The organism is Photobacterium sp. GB-1 (assembly GCF_003026165.1).
Taxonomy (GTDB): Bacteria; Pseudomonadota; Gammaproteobacteria; order Enterobacterales; family Vibrionaceae; genus Photobacterium.
In genome coordinates this window covers 42,671-62,173 of record NZ_PYOB01000004.1, presented here as the reverse complement: position 1 = coordinate 62,173, position 19,503 = coordinate 42,671, and the positions used below count along the sequence as shown (strand labels likewise).

Below are 19,503 nucleotides of genomic sequence, written 5' to 3'. Positions count from 1 at the left end.
TGACAGATTTATTAAATACTTACACGTGGCGATATTCTACCTGCAAATTTTACTTGTGTAATAAGCAACAAAATATATTTAATATTGATATTCTTAGGCGAGTTGATTACAAATAAAAAAAGCTAGACAATCTCTGTCTAACCCTTTTTATGCAAACTTAAATCCATCGCTATGTATTGTTTTATTTTTATGCTGTCATAGAAGAGGATTCTACGTCATCATTAATAAGGTTTTTTAACCACTTACGACCATAAATCCGATAAGTTGTCAGTCCAACTTTCACGACTTCTTCTGCCAATATAGCCACAAGCACCCAATGTAATGGCCAGCCTAAAACAATACCCGTGAGTATGGCTAAAGGAATACCTATTGCCCATTGGCCAAATAAATCAATAAAAATACTGTATTTAATGTCGCCACCGCTACGTAATACCCCTCCAATACCCACCATATTGAACACTTTTAGGAACATACCTAACGCCATCACTAAAGTAACATTCAGCGACATTTCAAGGTTCGGTGCTTGAGCCTTTGCCAACCATTCTCCAACAAGCCCACTCGATAGCCAAATAGACACACCTAACACAAAAGCAATAGACACACTTAAAGCTAGAAAGAACCACGACTGATGAAACGCTCGTTGATAATTTTCAGCGCCTAATTCGTGTCCCAAAATCGTTGATGCGGCAACCGCAAAACCAATAAAGGCAGAAATTAATACCGCTTCTATCGGCGATAATAAGCTAATGATGGCAAGCTCTGTTACACCTAATTTGGCAAAAATAACGCTATAAACCAGTATTCCCATCGCCCATGCACCGTCATGAACAATCATAGGCCAAGCGACATTAAAATAACGTTTCCTTGCTTTGGCGTTACTTGCTGGCTCTATATCTTCCTGTATTGGTAATACTTTTTTATAGGTTTTATAAGTAATAAATAGCAAAATAACTGTTTGTGCACCACGCGAAATCGTTGTCCCCAGCGCGGCACCAGCAACCCCCATTTCAGGAAAACCATATAATCCGAAAATTAATAGCGCATTAAGTACGCCATTAATAATGACAGCCACCAGCCCAACATACGTAGGCATTTTAGCTTCGCCTACTGCACGTAAAGCAGATTCAAGCGGTACGACAATGGCTGTAAAAATAATGCTCCAGCCGCAGACATATAAATAATCTCGTGCATAGTGAATAAAGTCGGCTTGATCATTAACCAAAGAAACAATTTGCTCTGGAAAAACACGGTATGCAACAGCAAAAGGCAATGTTAAAAAGATTGCACATACCCAAGATTGCAATAACGTACGTCTCACCCCTTCCATTTTCCCTGCGCCAAAATATTGAGCCGCGAGAACACCAACAGCTCCACTGACGCCAACAACAAGCAATAAATTAAAGAAAAATATGCGGTTACCAATACCAACAGCGGCAACTTGTGACTCACCGAGTTTAGAGACCATGATGACATCGACTAAACCAAGTAATGAAAACAACATAGATTGCATTGATACTGGCAACGCTAGACGCCATGTTTTTTGCCAAAAAGTTTTATCTGCTGAGTATCGCCAGTGTTGCATGACCGCCACCTAATTAATGTTATCTTACTGTGAAGCTGATCATACCTATGTTTACTCAAACACGTTTATTCTAAGCAATCAAAAAGCTTTGCTAGACTATCATTTTTTAATTTCGGAGCTCTGAATGGGGTATATTGATACTTTTACTATTTCGCCAAAATGCCAATCTATTATTATTGATCAAGTACAATCGATTGAACTTGAAAAGCAAAAAATTCTTCAATGTGGCATCAATTATGGCAAAGAGGCATTCAGTATTTATCGAAGAAACCCAGACATGTATATGCTGCTATACACAACGGGTGGAAAAGGGTTATTGAAAACACCAGACAGTGAATGGGCATTAGAAACCGGCAGTGTTATTTATGTACCGCCCAGTTATGAGAATGGCTTTGTCATCCACCCAGATGATAATCCTGATCTTATTTGGGATGTCGCATGGGTTATGCTTGAAAAACATAAGCGTTGGGATGAGAGCTTACCTCATGATATTACCTATCAAGATTCACAATCAGGCTCATTACTATTTAAGACTATCATTTGCTTAAGCGAATCTTTAAGTTTCAACTATCCATTGGGCGATGCGCTATGTAAAAGTATTACCGAACAGATTTGTTTATTAGTGAATACCCAAACCGCCTCTCACTCTCCTAAAGCACTTACCCGTTTAGAACATGTTTACCAGCAAACGAAAAGTCAGTTACATCACCCATGGCAAGTCTCCGATCTGGCCGCCTTATATCCATGCTCTGAGCCGCATTTTCATCGATTATGTCAACAGTATTACCAACAATCTCCCATTGCCTATTTAACTCAAATTCGAATGGAACATGCTGCTGGGCTACTGACTACCACCAATTGGCCAATTCAACATATTAGTGATTTATGCGGTTATCCAAACCCAACCAATTTTAGTACCCGATTTAAAAATTGGAGTAGTTTTACCCCTCGACAATTTCGAACGCAGTTTCAGCCTCAGCTTTAAAACCCCTATTCCTTTGTCGTGATTAAATAATTTTTCTCTCGAAGGCGATATCAGTTAAGCTAGTAAATAAATAAAGTGATAATAAAGCTTGTTAGATAATATACCTTTAACGATGAAAGGATCACCAGATGCAAAACTGCTTTACATATAGTTATCAACTTGATGCGAGTAATGGCGCTTCGCCTCTCTCACTTGATCAAATAAATAACTGGAGCAGTAATGATGGGCTAATGTGGGTGCATTTAAACTATACCGATGAAGAAGCACTAGCATGGATAAAAAATAGTCATTTGCCAGATGTAGAAAAAGAAGCCCTTACGACTCAGCGTATTCGCCCTCGATTAAATCAAACGAAAGAAGGTTTTTTCCTATCATTACGAGGAATAGATTTAGATTCTGATAATCAGTTTGATCCTCCATCAGAAATGGTCTCTATTCGAGGTTACTATACACACAACACCATTGTTACCACCTCAGATCGTCCTGTCAGAGCACTTGATCGTGTCGCGGCACATATAAATGGCGGCTTTGGGCCCAAAACCATTGGTGCATTCATTCTCTGTCTTTGCGATCACCTTACGAGCCATAAAATAGAAGTAATTGATTCCCTCGATGACAAGTTAACCCAGCTTGAAGATCAGGTGATGAATAATAGTGATGACGACCTCCGTAATAATATTGCACAATTAAGACGAGAGACCGTTTATCTTCGTCGCTATGTCACTCCACAACGTGATGCCATCGCTAAATTACTCACTATTGATACTCCACTGCTCTCACTATCAGACAAACAAAAAATACATGAAGTAAATGAAAAGCTACTCCATGTAATCGATGACTTAAACGCCATTCGTGAACGTGCTAATGTGACACAAGAAGAATTAATGAGCTTACAATCTGAAGCATTAAACCAACGTTTATATTTTCTGTCTTTAATTACCACTATCTTTTTACCACTCGGTTTTTTAACCGGTTTACTGGGTGTTAATTTAGGAGGTATTCCTGGCTCACAAAATCATTGGGCATTTTATATATTCTGTAGCCTGTTATTCGGTGTATTAATACTTCAACTTATCCTTTTTTATCGTAGAAAATGGATATAAAAAACTAAAATAGATAAATTGGTTACATATGTGTAATCCAATATTTTTATTTTTAATGTTGATTTATTATAGGTATTATTAATATTATTAACTTAAACTGAAAAAATAATAAGGACAATAATGTTCAAATCGCTACGTACACTATTTCGACAACTGACGAATGATCCTAATAGTAATAAAGCCGTTGATACTCCAACGCTTCATTTAGCTATGGCTTCTTTATTATGTGAAGTAGCTATTGCCGACCATGAGAAGGATCCAAGAGAAGAGCAAGCTAAAATTCAGCTTCTAATGAAATTACTTGAAGTTGATGAAATCACATCAAAACAACTACTTGATAAAGCTCAACTACAAGCAGAGGCGTCTGTTTCTCTTTATGATTTTACTAATAAATTACGTTCACTTGAGCAACCAGAACGCTATCAATTAGTTGAAGCAATGTGGCAAGTTGCCTACGCTGATGGTGTGATAGACCCACAAGAAGAGGCTGTCATTCGCCAAGTTTCTGATTTAATATATTTAGATCATTCTGCATTTATAAAAGCCAAAATCAGCGCTAAAAATACTGCAAGCTAACCTATTTAAGAGCTATAACTATAGCTCTTTTTTTATTACCCCTTTCTTGATAGTTTTAATATCAAGACCTATCCTATGTATAGAGTGCAAAGTTAAACATATACTAATTTTTATGCACCTTTATATATTTTACTAGACAATTAAAGCAATCATTTAATAGGCAAATTTTAATAACACTATTATGTTATTAACATAGCGGCATTGATGGATAATATAACCATTTATGCTTTTTATTTAGAAAGAAAGACAGGTTTGAATATATAGACACTCCTGCCTAATTTATATTTTTATATTGATACTTATTTTAATAACTTCGCTATATGCAACGTACAATGGAAAAGTTTAAAAAATACTTTCCATTTATAATCATATAGATAGAAACACTGAAATTACTGCCTTATTAAATATTTGTTGGCTTGAAACTTGTACATTTTTTCAATGATGAACAAAACAATGCATGTCCATAAGTATTTTTAACTGAGTGAGGCAAGATATGAAGTGTTTGAAACACTCCCTGCTAGTTAGTTCGCTGGCTTTGTTCGCAAGTCCAGCTTACAGCATCATTCCCCACCCTTTTACAGATGATGGGGGGTGTCCACAAGAAGCCATCTTATTCCAAGGCGATCCAAGTGTCGTTCACAAACTTGATTTGTCGACAGGCTTCTATCAAAACTCTGATCCAATGACAGCGACTATCACTGCATCTGGTTATAACGAATCCGATGACTATGTTTACGGTCATGATAAAACTTCACAGACAGTAGTTAGAATTAATCAACTTTATCAACATGAAAGTTTAGCTGTAACAGGCTTACCAGCGACAACTTACATTACAGGTGATGTGATTAACAACAAATTGTACTTGTACAAAAATGGGGCTGGATTATATGAAATTGATTTAGTCACTTTAGCAGCGACAAATATCATGGCCTCATCGACGGCAACGCTTGGTTTGACTGACATGGCTTTCCACCCAGGTGGGCGTCTGTTTGCTGTGAATAATAGTAACCAACATTTATATGAAATTGTTGACCTCAACACAGGCAACGCAACCTTCAATGATCTCGGTGATATAGGCTTACCATCTGGTACTTATGGAGCTCAATATTTTGATTCAGCTGGCTTTCTCTATCTAAGCACCAACGGAAACGGACATGTTTATCAAATTGATTTGACTGATTTATCCTCTATCAGCCCAACAGCAGTGTTCTACTCTAACGGTCCTTCTACTAATATAAACGATGGTGCACGATGTGTTAGTGCAGCTATTACCTCGGAAAATACAGACTTTGGTGATGCACCGGACACCTATAAAACCTTACTCACTAGTAATGGTGCTCGACACTATAATGTATCAAGTGTTAATTACTTCTTTGGCCCTACTGTAGATACAGAGCCAGATGCCATTCTTTCCCCTAACTCTGATGATGCCGATAACATTGCGGATGAAGACGGTATCTCATTCCCTGCGAACTTTAAGCAAGGATCTGATGGTTTAGTCAATGTAACTATCGGTGGTTCTGCTTCAGGTTTCGTAAATGCATGGTTTGACTGGAATAATAATGGTGTGTTTGACGAAGCAACTGAGCATGCTGTTACTGATGAGGTGCTTATCGGTGGTGATGGTACAACACCTGCCAGCCATGTTCTTAAAGTGAGAGTTCCTGATGATGCTGCGACTGGTCAGATATGGGCTCGTTTCCGTATTTCACGAGATTCGGGAGTTCTCTCATACGGCGGTGCTTCCTATGGTGAAGTAGAGGATCATCAAGTTACTGTCGATTCACAAACTGTTACTCACAATTGGTACCCTTCAGCAGGTTCATGGGTAACACTGGCATTTGAGGATGATTGGCCGCAAGAAGGTGACTTTGACTTCAACGATATAGTAATGTATTACCGTGTAGACAAAGTGACTAATTCGTCTGGCGACATTCTTCGCTATGATATCTACGGAAACCTACGTTCTTACGGTGCAGACTTTGCTAATGGCTTCGCTGTTAAGCTTGATGGTATTGCAGCCACAGCAGTCGATTCAGACAGAACCAAACTTGTCATTAATGGCGCTACTCAACATGCGACACAAGTTCTAGAGTCTGGTACAACAGATGCTGTCGCTATTGCTACGAATAATCTTAAAACGGAAATTCCAGGTCCTACTTGTTCTGGTCCATTAGGGACTTATTATCGAGTATGGGCAGGTTGTACGGATGACGCTGCAGATTTATTCGAATTTGAAATGAGTATTCCGTTCTCGTCACCTATTGCAGCCTCTAGTGCCCCTAGCATGCCACTAAATCCATTCTTATTCGGTACCCCTGGTATTGATCATGGTGACGGTACTCGTGCAACCGACGGTCGTGCAATCGAAATTCATTTGAAAAATGCTGATGTAACAAGTAAGGCAAGTACTGCTTACTTTGCTACAGAACAAGATGCATCGGTTTATGTTGATGCAGATTGCCCTGGACCTAGCTGTAACACTTACCAAACTTCAAACGGTATACCTTGGGCTATTTTAGTTGATGGCACTTGGGATCACCCAAGTGAAGGTATTAATGTACTAACCGCATATCCAGATCTACAAGCATTTTCAACATCAGGTGGTGCAACTAATACAGATTGGTACCTTCGTGCTAACGCTGATGTAACTCAGCTCTTTGAATAATGGTAGGGAGTATTTAACGATGAAAAATTTATATGTGACTCTTTTTACTGCTGCTCTACTATTTGGTTGTGGTGGCGGTGGTGGTGATGATGGCGGCTCAACAAGTGCTGCATCACCAGAAGCATCACCAGAAGCATCTCCAGCAGCACCTGAAGTAAGCGATTCTGTTAGTGGTGCAGCACCAGTAACTGTTTCGAAGTTTGAGGATCTTGTTATTCCAGATAATTATGATTTGATTACTACCTATGATATGCCAATTAAGATAGACCTAAACACTTCTGAACCAATGAGTTTGAGTGTTTACTGTGATTATAATGTTGCTGACGATGGAACACTGACTCCAATTGCAAGTAGTCGCATTATTTCAGGTCAAATCGAAAATGGTGATTTTAATGGCGTTATTGCTGCAACGAGTTCAGTAAAATCTCTACTTATTGAGGCTTGGTATCAAGATACGACTAAAGCACCATTCCAAACTGTAGTTAATGCAGATGTTAACGGAGTTACCATCTCTAATTAATTCAAATAAGGCCAACTTTTACAACGGAGGAAAGTTGGCCATTTTTTTCAAAATGAACGTAAGAAAAACAGCTTTATTATTATTCCTATTTATATTTCTCGCTTGTAAAGGTGATAATGACCAACAAGCTACCACATCGTCATCTGAAAATACTTCAAATCTAATTGAAAGTTCATCAATTCAAGATGAAGTCGTAAATGATATTTATCTTGAAGGCGTCGTAACCGATAATTTTCTCCCTCAAAACACCTCACCATTAAACGATGACGAGATTTTTGAATCTATCGATAATAGTCAAGAAAATGAGATGAATTCGCAAGAAATAGTAAATAATCAAAACACTGAAACATCAACAAATAGTTCAGAAGAAATCCATTCTGTAAATAATATCGTTACATTCAGTACCCATTTTAAACAAGGTTCTGATGCTCTCATTGAAATTCAAACTCAAAAAGATATTAACTTTTTTCTTAATGCTTGGTTTGACTGGAATAACAATGGAATTTATGAAAATAATAATGAATATGTCTTAGTGAATGAACAATTAATATATGAAAAAGATAAGCCTTTTCATAAATTAAAAATTAGAGTACCAGAAAAATCATCTACAGGTCAGATATGGACAAAATTTCAATTATCTGAGCTTCAAAATAACAGCACTATAGATAAAAACACCCCCTCTATAACGGACATAGAAGAAGAGCATAACGTTACTATTGAAGCTCAAAACTTAATACATAATGTTTATCCATCTGAAAATAAATGGGTTACTTTAGCCTTTGAAGATAGTTGGCCATTTATTGGTGATTTCGACTTTAATGATGTCGCTTTACTTTACCGTGTAGACAAAATCACTAATAATCAAGGTGATATTGTACGCTATGATATTTACGGCAGCCTTAAAGCTTATGGCGCTAACTTAGCCAATGGCTTTGCAGTAAAACTTGACGGCATTCCTTCAGAAAAAGTAGATGGCTTGTTAACAAAACTTGTTGTTAATAATACAACCTTACATAATGTCCAAACGTTAGAACAAGGAACCATTGATGCGGTTATTATTATCAGCAATAACCTTAAAGATGAGATAGAACAGCCTACCTGTACAGGAGAACTTGGTGCTTTTTATCGAGTCTGGAAAGGATGTTTTGATGACGCTCCTAACCAATATATTTTCATTGCCAGCATTCCATTTATCACGCCTATTCCCCCTTCTGATGTTCCAAAAATGCCACTTAATCCATTTATTTTCGGTACTCCTGATATAAATCATGGCTCAAATATAAGAGGTATAAACGGTAGAGAAATTGAAATTCATTTAAAAAATCATGATGTCTCATCAAAAGCAAATATATCTTATTTTTCAACGCAAGATGACACATCTATTTTTATTAAAAATAGATGTCCAGGTATTGGTTGCGATACCTATCACAATTCAAGTGGATTACCTTGGGCAATACTCGTTGAATCGATTTGGAATCATCCTAGTGAAGGTTCCAATATATTACAGGCATATCCAGAGCTTACAAACTTCGCAATTTCGGGAGGCGGTGAAAATACTGACTGGTATATAAGAAGTAACGCTAACTTAGAGAAGATTTATGAATAATTCAATATTTTTTGGCACCTAACTTGCGTTAACAAATAACTGAACATATCTCTCTATAATTTTTTGATAATTATTTAAGTCTAATAAATGAAATTATTAATTCTATTAGTTGTAACTTTTCTTTTTGGTTGTAGAAGTGACACTTCTCCTGAAGCTGAGGAAAATATTAGTTACAATGAAGCTTCAGATTTGAGTGTTCAACAAAATATCGATGAACCCAGTGCCCCTCAGAATAATTCATCTATAGACACACAAGTAATTGATAATAGTCCCCCCCAAGATATTCTAAATGACTCTTCAACAACTGGGGCAACTGAGCAAAGTAATCATCAATTGTTAACTCCTTCTTTACCTGATGAAATAAAAGTTGAAAGTGAGCAGCACAGCGAAGAAGCGCCTTCATCGCAAAATGATAGCGGTAATAGTTCAGAGCCTATCTTATTAGGAGAGAATATTTCAGATTTAGAACCAGCAGAACCAGCAGAACCAGCAGAACCAGCAGAACCAGCAGAACCAGCAGAACCAGCAGAACCAGCATCAAATAATGAAAATGATGTAACAGCAAGTGACTTTAGCGAACTTTTCTTTCCTAATGATTTCAATTTAAACAGATCTTATGATATGACAATAAAACTCGATTTCAATACGGTAAAAACGTTAAGAATTAGCATTTACCAAGACTTTAATGTTATGACGAGTGGATCAGTATTGCCAATCTCATCGAGTCTGCTTACTTCCGGTACAATTGTGAATGGTGATTTTAATGGCACAATCCGTGTTACTCATTCTATGGAATTTATACTCATTCAACTTTACGACAGTAATGCCAACCAGCTCTTCTATCAGGCAGTAAAAGAAACATCACCAAGCGGCATTACTATTGTTGAATAGCCATGTATATAAACCAATGTATATAGATACTATGAGTCACCCTCTATTACTTAATATCAATTGTTCGACTGGCTTTTTTATATTGCACTCGCCACCCTTGCCATCGTGGTAATTCCCATCGTTTTGGATCTGGTTTACGGTTGCCAGACTGATAATTTGCAACAACAAGTTTACGATGAATATCATATTCTATAGCCATCACAAGATCAGTGAGTTTAACTTCACGCGGGTAACGCTCATCAAACTCTTGCCGTTCCCATTCAGGGATCCCCTCAAAGGTGAAGTCTGAAGGTTCAAAGAGTTCAAGATCATCAATATGTTCAATCCCTAAATCTTCAATTTGTTGCGATAGCCATTCAATAGCATCAACCTGCTCAGGTGCACGTTTAACAAAATCTGCATTATATAAACCCAATGCGAGATATAAATTCCACTGCGAGATATCTGAGATAATTCGAGGTGCAAGATCTGGCATTACTTCACCTGCAAGTAGCATATCGACAATAGCAGAGCGTGCTGATTGCCCTTCAGGTTCAATCCATTGAGTATCAATAACCCGTCCAGCATAAATCCGCTGGACAGCCGTTTTAAAACTGCCATCCTGTTGCTCGATGGTATCACCTTGAACCAACTCACCTAACTCAGCATTATTTATTTGTGACAAGGTAACGGGAGAGCTACACGTTGCCAAAATGCGGTTTTGTTTAACCCCTCTTCCTGGTAAGGCAAATTGATCAAATACGATCACTGCTTGAGATAATGATCCATCTATCGGCGGGTTATCAATTAATGAATCTTTCGCACTACTGACTTCAATAATACCGTTACTCATTGCCTGCTGACGTTTTTCTCGACGAAGAAAAACCAATTCAGGTACCGCCTTGATTACAGCATCTTGCCATAACTCTCGTTTAAATCGGCTAGCAACAGACAGCTCTGGAAGTTCAAGTAACTCTCGTATTTGAACTGACAACAAACGCGCTTCTGCTAGCATATTGTCATCTACCACAAGCCATTCTGGACACTCATCCATACGCACCATTTTTATTAATGCCGTCGCATCACAAAATACGTTACCCAGCCATCGATACAATTGTTCAATATTTTCTTCTGATCGCGGTGGCTGCCATAACCGTTGCGGAATAGACAATGCAGCAGCAAGATCGACCATTGCTTCTTTATTTGCTCGGGTATCCATCGCTGTTATTAAGTGGGCAAATAAAGTATCGATAGGTAGTTGATATAAACAACGGCCATAATCAGTAATAACTTCATTTTCAGTCATAGCTCCCATCGACAACAAAGCCTGCTGCGCTGCAACAAAGGTTTTTTCAGGTAGAGGATCAATAAACGAAAGTTGGCTGAGTTTTGCGTTACAACATAAAGCAGCCAAATAGGCTTCTACCAATTCTTCGCGTTGCAACTCTGGCGGTGTTAATAACTCTAGCGCTGCGGCTTTACCATACAAGCGAATACAAACACCATCTGTTACGCGCCCTGCACGCCCTTTCCGCTGCTCTGAGCTTGCTTTGGAAATAGCGTGTAATGATAATACTGTTCGACCGTTTCGCTGGTGGGTACGACGTTCTAAACCAGAATCAATGATCAACGTAATCCCTGGGATAGTTACCGAGGTTTCAGCCACATTTGTCGCAACAATAATGCGTTGCTTATCACTTTGTGTTAGAGCCCGCTTTCTTTCATCATCGGTAACTGAAGCGTGTAATGGAATAATATCCATTAATCCTGCTTGTATTTGCTCACTAAACTGTTGCGTTAGTGCATTTTGCGTTGACGCTATCTCTTTTCTTCCGGGTAAAAAGATCAAAATGTCTTGGTGGCTATCAATATGCGTTTGAACCAAGCTAGTTATCCGCTTATCGATATTCATCACATCGGGCATATCTCGACTATCAGAGGTATGATGCAACACATTCACCGCAAAATTACGCCCTTTAGCTTGTAAGTGCTGTGCGGATAAATAGTTAACTAATCGTTGGCTATCAATCGTTGCAGAAGTAATAACTAAACGATGAGATTGTTGCTGTTTGAGTAACGCAAGTAGAAGATCAGTATCCCAACGTCTTTCATGAAATTCATCAATAATAATTGTTGAGAACTGATCTAAATTACCTTCACTTAACCAACGTAATGCAACACCGGGAGTCGCATAAATAATATCCGTATTTTCATCAAAGTGATGCTCAAAACGGATCGCATAACCAACGGATAACTGATCTGGGTTTGCGTCTTCTGTTAATAAATATTCAGCTAGCGATGTACAAGCAACCCGTCGAGGCTCAACCACCAGCACTTTCCCATAAATAGCAGCCCATAGTGGTAGACGGGTTGATTTACCCGACCCCGTTTCTGCTTCAACAACAATATGTTCATCACGTAACAAGGCTTTAAATTGTTGCTCAATGCTATCTATAGGTAAATTGTTCTGCATATCCAATATATCTTTAATGAATTCAAAGCTATTTTCGCAATTATTACCTACATTGTCAGTGAGAATCATAATATTCATTAAACTTGCTATTCGTATCAACCTAATTGTTTATTCCATCATCAATTACGTTTCATTATTTTATGTAAGTACTACTAATTTCATCGAAAAATTGACTTTTTTTTGTAACTCCCTAGCCTTACAGCATCAACTTATGGAGGCAACGCCACATGACAACGAAAACCATATTTAATCCTGAGCTTTGGAACAAAGTTGAAGGCTTTGATTTTGAAGATATTACTTATCATCGCGCCAAAGATCAGGGTACTGTTCGTATCGCAATTAATCGTCCTGATTGCCTGAATGCATTTCGTCCCAAAACAGTTGATGAGCTTTTCACCGCACTCGATCACGCTCGTCAATGGTCTGATGTAGGCTGTGTATTACTAACGGGTAATGGCCCATCTCATAAAGGCCAGTGGTCATTCTCATCGGGTGGCGATCAACGTATTCGTGGTAAAGATGGCTATAAATATGAAGGCGAAGAAGCGGGTACTGCTGACGTTGCGCGTATGGGTCGACTTCATATTCTAGAAGTACAACGCATGATCCGCTTTATGCCAAAAGTCGTTATCGCGGTTGTTCCCGGTTGGGCTGTTGGCGGCGGTCATAGCTTACACGTTGTTTGTGATTTAACGCTGGCATCTAAAGAACATGCCATATTCAAGCAAACCGATCCTGATGTTGCGTCGTTCGATTCTGGTTACGGCTCTGCGTATCTGGCTAAAATGATCGGTCAAAAACGTGCCCGTGAAATCTTCTTCTGTGGTTTTAATTACAGCGCACAAGAAGCCTATGAAATGGGCATGGTGAACAAGGTTGTTGATCACTTTGAACTAGAAGAAGAAGCGCTTCGTTGGGGTAAAGAAATCACAAGTAAATCACCAACAGCAATGCGTATGCTAAAATACGGTTTCAACCTTCCAGATGATGGTTTAGTCGGTCAGCAACTGTTTGCTGGTGAAGCAACGCGTCTTGCTTACGGTACAGAAGAAGCACAAGAAGGTCGTGATGCGTTCCTAGAAAAACGCGATCAAGATTTTAGCCGCTTCCCTTGGCATTACTGATCGACTCAATTTCTAGATAAATAAAAGCCACTTACTGATTATCAATAAGTGGCTATACTGCTTTACTCATTTATTTTGCTATGAATCCTAACGTAGAATAATCAATCGAAACAACACTGAAGCCTTCGCTAAATAGTGATTTATGACACATCTCCTTGCGTAAATGTCTTGTTAATCTCCCCCCATCGTTGGTCAATATTTTAAAATTGAGTATACCGTTGTGACGAGACGATATTGTTCAAAAAAATGATTTATAAAATATGGCACGCGTTCACGCATATAAACTAATTACATCATTAACTCGCCAAAAAACGTCACTAAAACAAAGTATCAATTTAAAAAACAGCATTTTCACAAATAATATGGCTCAACTTTCAAAATAAGTGATCATACCCTTTGTATTCTTATCTTTGACGTTCTAGCATTAGTGACCAACTGAAAACTTGCACTTGTTTTCAATTTTAATCTTCTAGCTACAGAGTCTATTTGCATGAACAACGATAAAAGACCTTTATATATCCCCTATGCAGGTCCTGCACTACTTGAAACACCTCTTCTTAACAAAGGTAGTGCATTCTCTGTCGAAGAACGTATGTTCTTTAACCTTGAAGGGCTTCTTCCTGAAGCTATTGAATCTATTGAAGAACAAACAGAACGTGCTTATCAGCAATACCTAAAGTTTGATAACGATATGGATAAGCACATTTATCTGCGAAATATCCAAGACACCAATGAAACCTTGTTTTACCGTTTGGTAGAAAATCACGTAACAGAAATGATGCCAATCATCTATACCCCTACAGTGGGATCTGCGTGTGAGGATTTCTCAAATATTTACCGTCGTGGTCGTGGTCTATTCATTTCATACCCAAACCGTGATCGTATTGAAGACATGCTGAACAACGCGTCTCGTCAGAACGTTAAAGTGATTGTTGTAACCGATGGTGAGCGTATCCTTGGTTTAGGTGATCAAGGTATCGGTGGTATGGGCATTCCAATTGGTAAGCTTTCTTTATATACCGCATGTGGTGGTATCAGCCCAGCTTATACTTTACCTGTTGTTCTTGATGTTGGTACCAATAACCCACAACGTTTATCTGATCCCATGTACATGGGTTGGCGCCATACCCGCATTACCGGAAAAGAGTACGATGCGTTTGTTGATGAATTTATCCAAGCCGTAAAACAACGTTGGCCTGAAGCATTAATTCAATTTGAAGATTTCGCACAAAAAAATGCAATGCCTTTACTTGAGCGTTACAAAGATAAAGTTTGTTGCTTTAACGATGATATTCAAGGCACAGCAGCGGTAACTGTTGGCTCTCTACTTGCGGCATGTAAAGCAGCAGGCAATAAACTGTCTGAGCAGCGTGTAACCTTCCTTGGTGCGGGCTCGGCAGGTTGTGGGATTGCAGAAGCGATTATTGCACAAATGGTGTCTGAAGGTATTTCTGATGCACAAGCGCGCAGTCAAGTATTCATGGTTGACCGTTGGGGCCTACTCATTGATGGCATGCCAAATCTACTCAACTTCCAACAAGCTCTTGTTCAGAAAAATGCACAATTAGCAGATTGGGATGTGGCAGATAATAACATCTCACTCCTTGATGTTATGCGTAATGCAAAACCAACGATTTTAATCGGTGTATCTGGTGTTCCGGGACTGTTTAGTGAAGACGTGATCCGTGAAATGTACGCGCACTGCGAACGCCCTATCATTTTCCCACTTTCCAACCCAACCAGCCGCGTTGAAGCAACACCGTTTGATTTGATCCGTTGGACGGATGGTAATGCACTTGTTGCAACAGGTTCACCATTTGAGCCTGTGATTTATGAAGGTAAAACTTATCCAATCGCACAATGTAATAACAGTTACATTTTCCCAGGTATTGGTTTAGGGGTATTAGCCATTAATGCTCGCCGTGTTACCAATGAAATGCTAATGGAAAGTAGTCAGGCCTTAGCGGAGTGTTCTCCACTTGCTATTCATGGACATGGCCCACTATTACCGCCATTAGAAGATATTCAGAAAGTCTCACGTAAAATTGCTTTTGCCGTTGCGAAGAAAGCGGTAGAACAACATAAAGCACCGAAAAACTCCGATGAACGTATCCGTGAAAAAATCGATGCTAACTTCTGGAAATCAGAATATCGTCGTTACAAACGAACTTCGTTCTAAACCTCAGTTTAAAAAAGGTGCCAATCTGGCACCTTTTTTTGATGTAAGTAATACTGCGCCTTTACTTGTTATTGAATATTATTTCAGCAGTCATAAGCTAAAATGACAATACGCAGACATTTACCTCTTAATTAATAAACATTTTATTAAATGATTAGGGTAAGATATAAGATAAGAACTTTGTACTTTCGTGGATAATTATGAAACTGCTCAACTTCATCCGTATTTCTGCAGTTATCTGTATCTTATTTGTTTCAACATTATTGTTATTTGATCGTTGGGTTTCAGCTCGTACATCTGATCGCATTTATCATGATATCTCTACAGTACCCAAACATTCTGTGGGATTAGTTCTTGGAACAAGTAAATATATAGCTAAGACACTAAACCCATATTATGAATATCGTATTACAGCAGCATTAGATTTATTTAAACAAGGTAAAATAGATTATTTTTTACTCAGTGGTGACAATGCACACCGCTCATATAATGAACCTTGGACGATGAAACGAGATTTATTAAAAGCAGGTGTTCCTGATGACAAAATTGTTTTAGATTATGCTGGGTTTCGAACGCTTGATTCTATCGTCCGCGCAAAAGAAGTGTTTGAAACGGATAACTTTACAATTATTACCCAACAATTCCACTGCGAGCGCGCCCTATTTATTGCTGACAGTTATAACATAAAAGCTACATGTTTGGCGGTACATGAGCCAAATGGTACGGCACAACTTAAAATCCGTATTCGAGAAGTACTTGCTCGTGTTAAAGCATTGAGTGATCTGTTTATACTGAATGTTCAGCCTAAGTTTCTAGGCCCTAAAGAACCTATTATAAAACCCGCACCTTCCACTGTTATCAGTGATGATACAGCACCATCTTCAGCTATTAATAGTCAAAAGCAGTTAGATAATTTAGCAGTGACAAAAAGTAACACTTCAAAGTAAAACATAAAGCCAGTGATTTCACTGGCTTATATTTTTAACCTGTCTTTAGCTTTTATCTCTCATCATCTTCATAAACCTATGCTTTACATCTTTCATATGATGAAAAACGTCGGTTTTCATCTTCTTTTTTAACTCTGTACGTTTAGTCTGTCTCTGCATCCCTGCCATTTTACTGCCCATCTTTGCGTCAATAATTTGTCGGAAAACATATTAGCACAGGCTACAAAAGTTATAGCGGCGATTCTTTGTGATCAACACCTAAATTATTAGTCATTGATAGAATGATATTGCTCTATTTTCTTAACCTTCGAATAAACAATAAAATATCTTTTTATTTCAATCGTCTAGAAATAACAAAATCACTTAATTATCACCAAAAATTAACCGATTATATACATAAGTCTCAAATTCTTTCGTTAACAAGCCTTATATTAGCAGCGCAACTAGATGCATTAACTACTGGCCTTGCTATTGGAGAAACGCTATGACAGCGCTCACACTCACGATTAAACAATGGATATTGAATCGTAATAGTCTAATTATCATTGCAGATATACTTTTGTTTTTAACGCTACTAAACACGCTACCATTTGAAGCTAATATCACATTAGGGCTTAGTATATTAAGCTTTATCGCTGTGCTCTGGTTAACTGAAGCATTACATGTCAGTGTCACTGCCATTCTCGTTCCCTTACTCGCCGTATTCTTTGGTGTTTTTCAAACTCAGCAAGCATTAGCAAACTTCTCTAATCCAATTATATTTCTCTTTCTTGGAGGCTTCGCGTTAGCTGCAGCATTGCATAAACAGCAACTCGATCAAGTCATTGCAGATAAAGTGCTAGTAGCTGCAAAAGGTAAGATGTCCGTCGCGGTATTGATGCTATTTGGTGTAACAGCAGGGCTATCAATGTGGATAAGTAACACAGCCACTACCGCAATGATGCTGCCATTAGTACTAGGGGTATTAAATAAGGTTAATAGTAAAACAGGTCATAACACTTATGTATTTACCCTACTTGGTATTGCTTATTGTGCCAGTATTGGCGGCATTGCCACGATTGTCGGCAGCCCTCCTAATGCCATTGCAGCCGCAGAAGCCGGATTAAACTTTACCGAGTGGATGTACTTTGGCATACCTGTGAGTCTTTTTTTGTTACCGCTAACCGTTGGTCTGTTATATATTCTTCTAAAACCAAATTTAAATCACACCTTTGAGATTGACCACACTCCTGTCACTTGGACAAAAGGAAAGTTTCTTACTCTAGCTATTTTCCTTCTCACTGTTAGCTGTTGGATTTTCAGCAAACCCATTAACGCATTTTTAGGTGGGTTCGCTAAATTTGATACGCTGGTTGCCTTAAGCGCCATCGTATTATTATGTGTGTCACGCGTGGTTAGCTGGAAAGATATTCAAAAATCAACAGACTGGGGTGTACTTATTCTATTTGGTGGCGGTATCTGTTTGAGCAATATATTAAAAGCCACGGGAACAAGTGTCTTCTTAGCACAAGAGTTAAGTACGTTTTTAAACCAAGCGGGTTTATTCCTTACTATTTTAGTTGTTGCTATCTTTGTTGTTTTTCTCACCGAGTTTGCAAGTAATACTGCTAGCGCAGCGCTGTTAATCCCTGTATTTGCAACCGTTGCAGAAGCATTAGGTGTATCGCCTGTTGTGTTATCAGCTCTTATTGCTATCGCGGCTTCTTGTGCCTTTATGCTGCCTGTTGCGACACCACCTAATGCGATCGTATTTAGTACAGGCTATATAAAACAACAAGAAATGATGCGTGTTGGTATTTATCTCAATATCTTATGTATTGCATTTCTAACAATATTTACTTGGCTATTCTGGTAATTTTAATAAAAAATACATATAAAGAAGGTGCCTGCCAACACCTTCTTTATCTATTATTTCATAATAAGGTTATGAGTAACCTTTCATTGTTTCCATTTTCTTTTTCTAATTTACACTTTCCTTTTTTTTCTATTTTTTTTAATTGCTCTTCTTCTAAAGCAAAAGGTAATAATAATAAAATACTTTTTATACCTTCATTTCGTGATAATAATAATAATCGAATAATATTCTGCGTATCACTGGCACTGCTTGATAATACTTTTAACGCCTGTTGATGTAACTTTTCTGCGGGGCTTATTTGTGAATATGTGCCTGTTTTAATATTTAATTCAAAAGATGAAATGATGTTTTTTACAACATCAATAAATGTCCATTTTTGATTACAAAGAAGCGAGAGGAAATGCGTGTAATCAAATATGATTTGCTCTTTTTCTGATGTGTTCAACATTGTTTCCATAACTATCCTTAGGTAGAAACATAACATCTTCTAGCATTAACTTAATGTCCTTATCACTATACGACTAGTAGAATAACAAACTAAATCACCCAACCTTGATTTGTGATTATCGTCACATAAAACATTTGATTTAACATTACAAAAAACACTTTTAAAACAAAGATTTAACAACAAGAAACCTTTTATTATCACTACTCATTTATGATTAAGCATGTTACGTGACCATATATTCTGTGGTAGCAATACCCCAAGATCTCCTTTAATACACAAAAAAAAATGCTTAACCATTCGATCAGGTTATTGAGAATAACAATCAATCGATATATTTAAGCGCGTAATTTTACCTTTAAAAACGCTGTGCCATTATATAACTGCTTTATATGGTAATCATTTTGAAAAACGACTGGAAAATTTGTCAATACAAGACTAAAATCGCCTTGTTTTGGGGAGTAGTCACAATTGTTCGTCTGTCGTCATCTCGAAGTTTACACTTCCGGCAGCCGTGAATGGATTTGCATTATTATTCATGCACCATTTTGACGAGACCAATGCCATTAT

At 38.0% G+C, this 19,503-nt stretch carries 14 protein-coding genes; 11 read left to right on the top strand and 3 right to left on the bottom strand.

Features of this window, described 5'->3' with window-relative positions:
• Positions 1-187: 187 nt before the first annotated feature.
• Complete coding sequence (locus C9J45_RS06230; protein WP_107287421.1) at positions 188-1,582, bottom strand: MATE family efflux transporter; 1,395 nt, start codon at positions 1,580-1,582, stop codon at positions 188-190.
• Positions 1,583-1,706: 124 nt separating this feature from the next.
• Here C9J45_RS06230 and C9J45_RS06225 point away from each other — a divergent pair, with 124 nt between their 5' ends.
• From C9J45_RS06225 to C9J45_RS21630, 7 genes are all read left to right on the top strand, one after another.
• Complete coding sequence (locus tag C9J45_RS06225) at positions 1,707-2,567, top strand: AraC family transcriptional regulator (RefSeq protein ID WP_107208449.1); 861 nt, start codon at positions 1,707-1,709, stop codon at positions 2,565-2,567.
• Between the two features lie 128 nt (positions 2,568-2,695).
• Positions 2,696-3,670: a zinc transporter ZntB gene (locus tag C9J45_RS06220; RefSeq protein WP_107262206.1), complete on the top strand. Its 975-nt coding sequence runs from the start codon at positions 2,696-2,698 to the stop codon at positions 3,668-3,670.
• 120 nt (positions 3,671-3,790) lie between these two features.
• Positions 3,791-4,246: a TerB family tellurite resistance protein gene (locus tag C9J45_RS06215; RefSeq protein ID WP_107208451.1), complete on the top strand. Its 456-nt coding sequence runs from the start codon at positions 3,791-3,793 to the stop codon at positions 4,244-4,246.
• A gap of 493 nt (positions 4,247-4,739) precedes the next feature.
• A complete protein-coding gene (locus C9J45_RS06210) occupies positions 4,740-6,914 on the top strand; it encodes an LruC domain-containing protein (protein ID WP_107208452.1) in 2,175 nt (724 codons plus the stop codon).
• 19 nt (positions 6,915-6,933) lie between these two features.
• Complete coding sequence (locus C9J45_RS06205; RefSeq protein WP_107208453.1) at positions 6,934-7,434, top strand: hypothetical protein; 501 nt, start codon at positions 6,934-6,936, stop codon at positions 7,432-7,434.
• A gap of 34 nt (positions 7,435-7,468) precedes the next feature.
• Positions 7,469-9,040 carry an LruC domain-containing protein gene (locus C9J45_RS06200; protein ID WP_158259526.1) on the top strand — a complete coding sequence of 524 codons (1,572 nt, stop codon included), beginning with the start codon at positions 7,469-7,471 and terminating at the stop codon, positions 9,038-9,040.
• Positions 9,041-9,127: 87 nt separating this feature from the next.
• Complete coding sequence (locus tag C9J45_RS21630) at positions 9,128-9,931, top strand: hypothetical protein (protein ID WP_199187060.1); 804 nt, start codon at positions 9,128-9,130, stop codon at positions 9,929-9,931.
• 46 nt (positions 9,932-9,977) lie between these two features.
• Here the strand turns inward: C9J45_RS21630 and C9J45_RS06185 are convergent, their stop codons facing one another.
• A complete protein-coding gene (locus tag C9J45_RS06185) occupies positions 9,978-12,461 on the bottom strand; it encodes a helicase-related protein (RefSeq protein ID WP_107292306.1) in 2,484 nt (827 codons plus the stop codon).
• Positions 12,462-12,610: 149 nt separating this feature from the next.
• Here C9J45_RS06185 and C9J45_RS06180 point away from each other — a divergent pair, with 149 nt between their 5' ends.
• The 4 genes from C9J45_RS06180 (at position 12,611) to C9J45_RS06165 (ending at position 18,488) form a co-directional block, all read left to right on the top strand.
• Positions 12,611-13,507 carry a 1,4-dihydroxy-2-naphthoyl-CoA synthase gene (locus C9J45_RS06180; protein ID WP_107292305.1) on the top strand — a complete coding sequence of 299 codons (897 nt, stop codon included), beginning with the start codon at positions 12,611-12,613 and terminating at the stop codon, positions 13,505-13,507.
• A gap of 490 nt (positions 13,508-13,997) precedes the next feature.
• Entirely contained in the window at positions 13,998-15,686 is a 1,689-nt protein-coding gene (locus tag C9J45_RS06175; RefSeq protein WP_107246592.1) for an NAD-dependent malic enzyme, read from the top strand.
• A 200-nt stretch (positions 15,687-15,886) separates the two neighbouring features.
• Positions 15,887-16,633, top strand: a complete 747-nt coding sequence (locus C9J45_RS06170) for a vancomycin high temperature exclusion protein (RefSeq protein WP_107208459.1) — start codon at positions 15,887-15,889, stop codon at positions 16,631-16,633.
• A 484-nt stretch (positions 16,634-17,117) separates the two neighbouring features.
• On the top strand, positions 17,118-18,488 hold the full coding sequence (locus C9J45_RS06165) for a DASS family sodium-coupled anion symporter (protein ID WP_107208460.1): 1,371 nt from the start codon (positions 17,118-17,120) through the stop codon (positions 18,486-18,488).
• 58 nt (positions 18,489-18,546) lie between these two features.
• Here C9J45_RS06165 and C9J45_RS06160 read toward each other — a convergent pair whose 3' ends face one another.
• A complete protein-coding gene (locus C9J45_RS06160; protein WP_107208461.1) occupies positions 18,547-18,945 on the bottom strand; it encodes a hypothetical protein in 399 nt (132 codons plus the stop codon).
• Positions 18,946-19,503 lie beyond the last annotated feature (558 nt).

Excerpts from the sequence above, each read along its gene's own strand:
- C9J45_RS06230 (WP_107287421.1), bottom strand. The coding sequence starts at position 1,582 with ATGCAACACTGGCGATACTCAGCAGATAAAACTTTTTGGCAAAAAACA.
- C9J45_RS06225 (WP_107208449.1), top strand. The coding sequence starts at position 1,707 with ATGGGGTATATTGATACTTTTACTATTTCGCCAAAATGCCAATCTATT.
- C9J45_RS06220 (WP_107262206.1), top strand. The coding sequence starts at position 2,696 with ATGCAAAACTGCTTTACATATAGTTATCAACTTGATGCGAGTAATGGC.
- C9J45_RS06215 (WP_107208451.1), top strand. The coding sequence starts at position 3,791 with ATGTTCAAATCGCTACGTACACTATTTCGACAACTGACGAATGATCCT.
- C9J45_RS06210 (WP_107208452.1), top strand. The coding sequence starts at position 4,740 with ATGAAGTGTTTGAAACACTCCCTGCTAGTTAGTTCGCTGGCTTTGTTC.
- C9J45_RS06205 (WP_107208453.1), top strand. The coding sequence starts at position 6,934 with ATGAAAAATTTATATGTGACTCTTTTTACTGCTGCTCTACTATTTGGT.
- C9J45_RS21630 (WP_199187060.1), top strand. The coding sequence starts at position 9,128 with ATGAAATTATTAATTCTATTAGTTGTAACTTTTCTTTTTGGTTGTAGA.
- C9J45_RS06185 (WP_107292306.1), bottom strand. The coding sequence starts at position 12,461 with ATGAATATTATGATTCTCACTGACAATGTAGGTAATAATTGCGAAAAT.
- C9J45_RS06180 (WP_107292305.1), top strand. The coding sequence starts at position 12,611 with ATGACAACGAAAACCATATTTAATCCTGAGCTTTGGAACAAAGTTGAA.
- C9J45_RS06175 (WP_107246592.1), top strand. The coding sequence starts at position 13,998 with ATGAACAACGATAAAAGACCTTTATATATCCCCTATGCAGGTCCTGCA.
- C9J45_RS06170 (WP_107208459.1), top strand. The coding sequence starts at position 15,887 with ATGAAACTGCTCAACTTCATCCGTATTTCTGCAGTTATCTGTATCTTA.
- C9J45_RS06165 (WP_107208460.1), top strand. The coding sequence starts at position 17,118 with ATGACAGCGCTCACACTCACGATTAAACAATGGATATTGAATCGTAAT.
- C9J45_RS06160 (WP_107208461.1), bottom strand. The coding sequence starts at position 18,945 with ATGGAAACAATGTTGAACACATCAGAAAAAGAGCAAATCATATTTGAT.